This is a genomic window from Williamsia sp., from assembly GCF_036566845.1.
In the GTDB taxonomy this organism is placed as follows: Bacteria; Actinomycetota; Actinomycetes; order Mycobacteriales; family Mycobacteriaceae; genus Williamsia.
Genome location: NZ_DATCVM010000206.1, coordinates 1 through 6,962 on the forward strand (window position 1 = coordinate 1; position 6,962 = coordinate 6,962).

A 6,962-nucleotide genomic window follows, 5' to 3' on the forward strand; every position below is an offset into this window, starting at 1 on the left:
TGAGGGCCACGGAAGGATGGTGGCCGCCGCGATCTTCGGTACCTGGGCCGGCCGCGGTATCAAGAATCTGACCATCGTCCCCGAGGACGTCGACGTCAGGAAGGCAATCGAGGTCGAACGTGCGGTCGCCCTGAACGTGCAGCCACACCGCGATATCGACATCATGCACAACGTCACCGGTATAGCGCTCGATCCGTCACTGCCACCCGAAGAGCGCCGCACCAGGTTCGCGCGAACGTCGAAGATCATCATTGACGCGACCGGCTTTCAGTATGAGGGCGAAACGCCTGCGGAACTCTGCATGCCTCCACAAAGTGCTCTCGACCTCGTCGACGAACACTGGGCAGAGGACTTCGGGGTCACGCCGAGATGATGACGACGTGGGTTCGGCCTGAAGACAGACGAGCGGATGTTCATTCGATGAACTCGGCCGTCGCCGCGAACTTCTCGATGGCCGAATTGTCGGGTTCTCTATGCGGAAGGAAGCCGTGACCGCCCAGCGAGTCCGGGTCGGTCGGCTCCAGGTTGCCGAAGAGCTGCATCAATTCCTGACGGACGAGGTACTACCCGGGTCTGGAGTGCAGCCAGACACGTTCTGGAGGGCCGCAGAGGCGATCATCGCCGACTTGGCCCCTCGAAGTCGCGAGCTGCTCGCCGTGCGGGACAGAATCCAAACCAGCCTTGATCAGTGGCACCGTGCCCACCCCGGCCCGCCGGGCGACATTGCGGCGTATCAGCGCCTGCTCCGCGAAATCGGCTACCTGGTTCCCGAGCCCGAGGACTTCGCGGTCACCACCACGGGCGTGGACGCCGAGGTCTGTGACCAGGCCGGGCCGCAGCTGGTGGTGCCGTTGCTGAACGCACGCTTCGCCGTCAACGCGGCCAATGCCCGCTGGGGCTCGCTCTACGATGCGTTGTACGGCACCGATGCCGTCGACCGCGGCGGCGTACTCGCTCCCGGCACGTCGCACAACCCGGCGCGCGCTGCAGAGGTCATCGCCCGCGGGCGCGAACTGCTCGATCGTGCCGTGCCACTGGCGACGGGTTCACATGCCGACGCCGTTGGCTACGCGGTCGGCACGGACGGTCTCATCGTTGTGTTGTCCGACGGAACGGTCACCGGTCTGGGCGACGCGGGCCAGTTCGTCGGGCACCGCACCGGCGACGAGCTCGAGGCCGTTGTCCTCGCACATCACGGCCTACACCTAGAGATCCATATCGACCGCGTCCATCCAATCGGGGCATCTGATGCTGCCGGAGTGAAGGACATCGTGTTGGAGTCCGCGGTCACCACGATCATGGACTTGGAGGATTCGGTTGCGGCGGTGGATCCCGCTGACAAGGTTCTCGGCTATCGCAACTGGCTGTTGCTGATGCAAGGTCGTCTCAGCGAGCGGGTCACCAAGGGCGGGGCGACATTCCTGCGAAGCATGAACCCAGATCGCCTATGCACCGCTGGTGACGGGTCGGTGGTCACTCTTCACGGGCGGTCGCTGCTGTTCGTGCGGCACGTTGGCCTGCTGCTGACTACCGACGCGATTCTGGACGCAGAGGGTGCCGAGATTCCGGAGGGCATCCTAGACGCGCTGGTAACCGCGCTGTGCTCTCTGCATGACCTTCGCGGCAACCCCGAGCTGGCCAATTCTCGAACGGGTTCCATGTACTTCGTGAAGCCGAAGATGCACGGCCCCGACGAAGTTGCCCTGACCGTCGAAATGTTCACGCAGATCGAGGAGGCCTACGGCTTACCGTTCGGCACGATCAAGCTGGGCATCATGGATGAGGAGCGGCGTACCTCCGTCAACCTCAAAGCCTGCATCCACCAGGCCCGTGACCGTATCGCGTTCATCAACACAGGTTTCCTGGACCGCACGGGCGACGAGATCCACACCTCGATGCAGGCCGGCCCGGTCGTGCGCAAAGTAGACATGCGTGATCAGGCCTGGCTGGCTGCCTACGAGCGACACAACGTCGATGTCGGCCTCGCAGCGGGCTTTGCGGGTGTTGCGCAGATCGGAAAGGGTATGTGGGCGATGCCGGACCTGATGTCCGACATGCTGGCTCAGAAGATCGGGCAGCTACAGGCAGGCGCGTCGACGTCGTGGGTACCGTCCCCGACGGCGGCCACTCTGCACGCGATCCACTACCACCAAGTCGACGTTGCCGCCACTCAACGGGAGCTCTCGACGCGCAAGCCGATTGGAATCGACCCGATCCTGGCTCTTCCCGTCGCGGCCGACCTACATTTGGGTGCGGCGGACAGGCGTCGGGAACTGGACAACAACGTGCAATCCATCCTCGGCTATGTGGTGCGCTGGATCGACCAGGGTGTCGGCTGTTCCAAAGTGCCCGACCTCCACGGTGTCGCGCTCATGGAGGATCGGGCGACTTTGCGAATCTCCAGCCAACTGCTCGCCAACTGGCTGCTGCACGGCGTGATCGCTCGAGATGACGTGCTGGACAGCCTCCACCGGATGGCCCCCGTCGTCGACGGGCAGAACGCGGGCGACCCGCGCTACGAACCGTTGGCCGTCGGTGACGAGTCCCTGGCCTTCTGCGCCGCGCGTGACCTGATCCTGCTCGGCGCCGCTCAGCCCAGCGGCTACACCGAGCCGATACTGCATAGCTACCGCCGGCAAAAGAAGGAGATCACGCCATGAGCATTTCGCTCGATCAAGCCCGCCAAATAGTCGCGTTGACCAGGACCGAGGCAGCACGCGCCGGGTTGAAGCCGATGACCGTCGTAGTCCTTGACTCCGGTGGATACGTGATCGCGGCCGAACGCGAGGACGAATCGTCCAACGGCCGCTTCGAGATCGCGTTCGGTAAGGCGCACGGTGCGCTGGCGCTCGGGATGGGGTCACGGTCCCTCATGGCCCGCGCCGAGGCGCAGCCGTACTTTATCGCCGCGGCCACTTCGGCTGTCGGCGGAGCGCTGGTACCTGTGCCGGGCGGGGTGTTGGTGCGGGACGGCGCGACGCTCGTCGGCGCGGTCGGCGTCACCGGTGATACCTCGGACAACGATGAGGCGGCGGCCGTGGCCGGCATCCGCGCCGCAGGGTTTGTAGCGCAACCGGATTGATCTTGGCAGGTCCCGATTGTTGGGCCACGTGGTTGTCGATCCGTGGGTGAATGATTCTGTCGGTCTCGCACTCCACGGGATGATGCCGGTGGGTGCATTGAGGCCCCAAGTTCAATTGGAGCGGGCAGGCCCAACAACATTGTGCGCCAACAGTTTCGACGTCACCATGGTTTCCACGACCAATGTCGACGCTACGGCGAATGGTAGCTTGGCCGAAATTCTCCAGTAACAATGGAATCAACCTGCTGACGGGACGGCCTGACCCAGTATCTCCCTGGCCAGAGGTGCCCTTCTAATGACCCGGCGACCCAACCGTCAGCAGGCCGCCGCAGGCGACGCCGTGATGGACCTGCTGGTGCAGGCGACATAATAGGCTGCCTCTTGCGACCTCACAGTCGGACTTCGACGGAAAGTTTTGGTCGGTGGTGGGTGAAGAGAAACGGTCGCGAGTTTTGTCGGCCAGTGGCAGCCAGGCAAGAGTTTCTGTGGGACCTCGAGATTCGGGCTACCTTTCGTCACTGGTGGCGAATTAGTCTGTGCTACAACACTTCCCGCCGAGAGTGTCGATTTGCTCATCGAGCAGCCTTGACCACGCTGGTTGGGTCAATCAAGAGTCAGCGTGGAGAGTCCGGGTGTGTGCCAGGTGATGGCATGGCGCCAGAGGGGAAGTCGGCGCCAGATCATGTCGGGGAGTACGTCGCCGGCGATGTCCTTGACTTGGGTGTGGGGGAGCTCAGTCTGTATCGGTGCGTTGTGCTGCCAGTAGCCACGAGTGCGGGTCGGGATATGGCGCTGCACGGTGCGGGGCTTCGAAAGCGTAGTCATGCATGGGACGTGCGCGAGCGTCGTCTCGCCCAGTGATGTTCACGGATTGGCATCACGGATGGACACTGTCCACGCCAGCGGAGTGCCGCTCACTTGGGGTGGGTTTGCGGTCGTTGTGTCGCTGTGGTTTTCACCGCCAGGCTCGGGGTCATGGGTTGTTGCGTGTGTCGTAGTCGGTGCGGGCTGTGGCGACGTCATCCATGTTGGTGTCGGCCCACGCTTTGAGTTGGGCGAAAACTCCGACCAGGGACAGGCCCAGAGCGGTCAGTTCGTACTCAACTTTGAGGGGCACCGTCGGAGTCAGGGTCCGCAGGACCAGTCCGTCGCGTTCGAGGTTACGCAGGGTTTGGGTGAGCATCTTCTGGCTCACGCCACCGATACGCCGCGCCAGATCCGAGTGCCGCACCGGGCCGTTCACCAACGCACAGAGAACCAGCGTCACCCATTTGTCGGCGAGCCGCGAGAGCAATTGGCGACTGCTGCAGGTGGCGAGAAACGAATCATGGTCAGCCACAGCAGCAGCGAGCGAGTCATTGTGAGCAGCTACCACCTGCACACCTTCTTTCAGATAGTAGGGCACTCATAGGTACCTACTTCCGAATCGTTCCCTACTAGGTAAGGGTAGTCAACGACAAGGCCGACAGCCCCGGGCGTTGCAAATGCAGTAGGAGAGACCGTGCCATCGACACAGACTCCGGATAGCACAGAGTCCGCCGCCGCAGGGGTGGGTCCGGTACGTGCGTGGGGAGCGGTGGTCGCGCTGGCGGTGGCCGTTTTCGTGGTGACAGCGACCGAGATGCTTCCCGTCGGTGTGCTCCCGGAGATGGCCGCCGACTTGGGTGTGTCCGACGGTGCGGCTGGCCAGAGTGTGACGGTGTATGGGTTCGTAGCCGGAGTGTTCGCTCCGTTGATGACGTCGTGGACTGGGCGGGCGGATCGGCGGGTGCTGCTGTTGTGGATCGTGGGGGTGTTCGCGGCCGGCAATGCGGCCACTGCGCTGGTCCCCAGCTATGAAGGATTGCTGGCGATCCGGGTGGGGATCGGGATGGTTCATGGGTTGATGTGGTCGATCACCGCCGCGATCGCGGTCCGGTTGGTGTCAGCACGGTCGGCGGCCAGGGCGACCGCTGCAGTGTTCTCCGGCATCTCGTTGGCTTTGGTGCTTGGTGTTCCTGCGGGCTCGGTGCTGGGGTCCTGGGCCGGGTGGAGGGTGGCGTTCGGGGTCTTGGCCGCTGCCACAGTTCTGGCGTGGTGCGTGGTGTTCGTGTTGGTGCCCGCGATGGCGCCGCGTGGGGCGTTGCGTCTTGGTCAGCTGAGGTCGCTGCTGTTGCGCCGCAACGCTATCGGCGCGCTGTTGACGGTGACCGCGCTGGTGGTGGTCGGCAACTACGCGGCGTACACCTACATCGCTCCGATTCTGCTGGGCCGCGGCGCGGCCGGGTCGTCGGTCGGGGCGTACCTGCTGGTCTATGGGGTGTCCGGTGTAGTCGGTAACGCCGGCGCGGCGTTGCTCCTGTCGCCCACACGATCGGTGCGAATGGTCCTGATTGCTCCGGTGGCCGTGGTCGGGGGTTCGCTGGCGGTGCTGGCTGTTCCCGGTACCGGTGCCGTGGCTGCCGTGGCTGTGGTCGTTGTGTGGGGTGCGGCCTACTCGGTGATCCCGGTGGTGCTGCAAACGCTGGTCCTACGGCTTGTGCCGCACGCGCACGAAGCCGCGAGTTCGTTGTACGTGATGGTGTTCAACATTGCGATCGGTGTCGGCGCTCTGCTGGGTGCTGTGGGCATCGCCGCGGCAGGCCCGTCAGGGCCAGCTGTGGTGGGAGTGGTGTTGTGCGGGGCGGCGATCATCGTCTGTGCCGTGGCAGGCCGCCGGTTCCGCAGCGTCGGCTGAGGTCCCCGCGCGCGCTCGAGTTGTGGCCGAGCAGGGGTCGGTGAACTCCCGCCCGAGTGGAATCTGCAGAAGCCGACATCACATCGCAGGCGGTATCCGATGGTCTTATCCTGGGGCGATTGTGCACACCGTTGCGACGCTGGAGACCGGCGCCAACCAGCCAGGCCAGGTCCACACGCCGATATAGCGAGCTTGGCTCCGCACGTGATCGTGGATCCGGACTTCTCTGTGCATGCGGTGCCGGACTCTCCCGCAACGGCGCGAGGCGCAGGGCTGCGGCGGCGACCTGATGGAAGCACTCTGCGGTATCAATACGTTCAGACCTCTCCGCCAAGTCCCGTGAATCTGATCGCCGGGTGTGCATGCGCGCAGCGGGGTGGATGTGTTCGTCGCCTATATCACCGCCCGACTGATCTACGATCCGCAACCGTGGCCTCAGCAGGGCATGGCGGCTTGAGCGGACGTCGACGGCCCCGCCATTCTGATTCTGGTTCGGTGACAGCATCTTTCGCGGGAGTCGCCAAAACCACGGAGTCAGTGCGGCGATCTGCACACGACGGCGCGAAGACCGCACGGAGGTCGCCGAGCGTGAAATCCTTGTACTGCTGCCTATTTCACCGTATCCAGCAACCCTTGCCGAGACGCGCAGCGAGAACCGGTGACACCACCGTCGCCGCTGCCACGCTCGACCGACATTTCAACGCTCGGTGGTCCTCAAACTCGACGACGAGTCCTGCCCCCTGCGAGACCACCACGCGCGATCAGAAAGCCACCGGACCCCGCCCGGACCCTCCGTCGACCGCGGTGCAGCAGAACCGCCTGGCGAGGGGGTATTTTTCTGAGGACCGTCATCGCGCAAGTGTTGCGTGACTCTTCGCACGGCGACGCGTAATGGACGCACCTGATGCGGGTGCGGCGGATGCCGGGTTGCGCTGCGAAGTCGACACGTCAGGACCCGGAGCGTGCCCTGGATGGAGGCCTTGCGAGGACCGCTGGGGAGCGGCTCGCCGCATCGCGCAGCCTGGTCGTACCCTGTAGCCGTGAGCATGTCCGAGTCCGACCCGGTGGCGGAGATCCTCCGCATTGTGCGGGCGCGTGACCCAGACCGTGATCTCACGGTCAAAGAGTTCGCTCTGCGCTTGCGGCGCTTCAGCCACCACGTCG

The 6,962-nt window shown here is 64.3% G+C and carries 6 protein-coding genes; 4 read left to right on the plus strand and 2 right to left on the minus strand.

The window, feature by feature from the left end; genetic code table 11:
• The 3 genes from VIQ49_RS19725 to VIQ49_RS19735 form a co-directional block, all read left to right on the plus strand.
• The coding region (locus VIQ49_RS19725) for a hypothetical protein (protein WP_331887778.1) at positions 1-373 on the plus strand (373 nt) is incomplete at its 5' end.
• 115 nt (positions 374-488) lie between these two features.
• On the plus strand, positions 489-2,660 hold the full coding sequence (locus VIQ49_RS19730; RefSeq protein ID WP_331887780.1) for a malate synthase G: 2,172 nt from the start codon (positions 489-491) through the stop codon (positions 2,658-2,660).
• Positions 2,657-3,082 carry a GlcG/HbpS family heme-binding protein gene (locus tag VIQ49_RS19735; protein ID WP_331887782.1) on the plus strand — a complete coding sequence of 142 codons (426 nt, stop codon included), beginning with the start codon at positions 2,657-2,659 and terminating at the stop codon, positions 3,080-3,082. The genes VIQ49_RS19730 and VIQ49_RS19735 overlap by 4 nt, the downstream gene beginning before the upstream one ends.
• Before the next feature lie 603 nt (positions 3,083-3,685).
• Here the strand turns inward: VIQ49_RS19735 and VIQ49_RS19740 are convergent.
• Complete coding sequence (locus VIQ49_RS19740) at positions 3,686-3,907, minus strand: hypothetical protein (protein ID WP_331887784.1); 222 nt, start codon at positions 3,905-3,907, stop codon at positions 3,686-3,688.
• Between the two features lie 148 nt (positions 3,908-4,055).
• The gene (locus VIQ49_RS19745; protein WP_331887786.1) at positions 4,056-4,457 is read right to left on the minus strand and encodes a helix-turn-helix domain-containing protein; all 402 of its coding nucleotides are present in this window, start codon (positions 4,455-4,457) and stop codon (positions 4,056-4,058) included.
• Between the two features lie 126 nt (positions 4,458-4,583).
• Between VIQ49_RS19745 and VIQ49_RS19750 the strand changes: the two genes are divergently transcribed.
• Positions 4,584-5,798 carry an MFS transporter gene (locus VIQ49_RS19750; protein ID WP_331887788.1) on the plus strand — a complete coding sequence of 405 codons (1,215 nt, stop codon included), beginning with the start codon at positions 4,584-4,586 and terminating at the stop codon, positions 5,796-5,798.
• The last annotated feature ends 1,164 nt before the right edge of the window (positions 5,799-6,962 follow it).